Raw genomic sequence first — 1,099 nt, forward strand, 5'->3', positions numbered from 1 at the left:
GTCGAGAACGTCACGCTCGCGATGGCGGCTGCCCAGCTCGGCATCACGATCTGCTCGCTCGGCCTCGGTGCCATCAGCGAGCCCGCGCTCGCGCACCTGATGGAGCCGGCGTTCGAGCTCGCCCACGTGCCCGAGAGCCTCGTGCACCCGATCTCGTTCGTGATCGCGCTGTCGGTGGTCGTCTTCCTGCACGTCGTGTTCGGCGAGATGGTGCCCAAGAACCTCGCGCTCGTGCAGCCCGACCGCGCCGCGCTCGTGCTGGGTCCGTTCATGCTGCTCGTCATCGCCGTGCTGCGGCCGCTCGTCGTCGTGCTCAACGGCATCGCCAACCTCGCGGTCCGCCTGCTCGGCGTGCAGCCGGTGGAGGAGGTCGCCTCGACCTACTCCCACGACGAGGTCGCGGGCCTCGTCGACGAGTCGCGTCGCGAGGGTCTGCTCGACGACGACGAGTACGGACTCGTGCAGGGTGCCCTGGAGTTCCACGACGGACGGGTCGAGCAGGTGCTGCTGCCGCGCGACGGACTCGTGACCGTCGCGCCGGAGGCGACGCCGGCCGACGTCGAGCGGGCGTGCGCCGACACCGGCTTCTCGCGCTTCCCCGTCGTCGACGCCGACGGCGACCTCGCCGGCTACCTGCACATCAAGGACGTGCTCGAGACCGACGACGTCGCGCGCCGCGCGCCCATCGCCGACAAGTGGCTGCGGCCGCTGTCGACCGTCGGGGCAGGGTCGGGGCTCTACGAGGCGCTGCGGGTCATGCAGGCCAAGGGCTCCCACATGGCGCGGGTGGCCGACGGGTCCGGGCAGGTGCTCGGCGTGATCATGCTCGAGGACGTGCTGGAGGAGCTCGTGGGCGAGATCCGCGACGCGGAGCGGCTCGGGAGCTAGACCGGCGCCTCGGGCACGCGGAACACGCCGTTCTCGGTGACGACCACGTCGACCGGCAGGTCGTGCGGCTCGTGCGGCACCTCGGCCAGGAGCTCCTCGGCGTGCACGACGGCCACCAGCAGCGGCCGACGCCGCTGGGGGAGGCCGGCCAGGGCGCGGTCGTAGTAGCCGGCACCCCGGCCCAGCCGACGGCCGGCGTGGTCGACGGCCA

Annotated in this window: 2 protein-coding genes; one reads left to right on the forward strand and one right to left on the reverse strand. The window is 72.5% G+C overall.

Annotated elements, in window-relative coordinates; genetic code table 11:
- Window positions 1-888: hemolysin family protein (locus tag NH287_RS15110; RefSeq protein ID WP_253036264.1), on the forward strand; the 888-nt coding region annotated here is incomplete at its 5' end.
- On the opposite strand, the gene NH287_RS15115 is transcribed toward NH287_RS15110, so the two are convergent.
- On the reverse strand, window positions 885-1,099 hold a 215-nt coding region (locus tag NH287_RS15115), incomplete at its 5' end, for a 5-formyltetrahydrofolate cyclo-ligase (protein WP_290440670.1). The two genes, NH287_RS15110 and NH287_RS15115, sit on opposite strands and share 4 nt — an antisense overlap.

This window comes from Microbacterium sp. CnD16-F (assembly GCF_024124465.1).
Classification (GTDB): Bacteria; Actinomycetota; Actinomycetes; order Actinomycetales; family Microbacteriaceae; genus Microbacterium; species Microbacterium gawkjiense.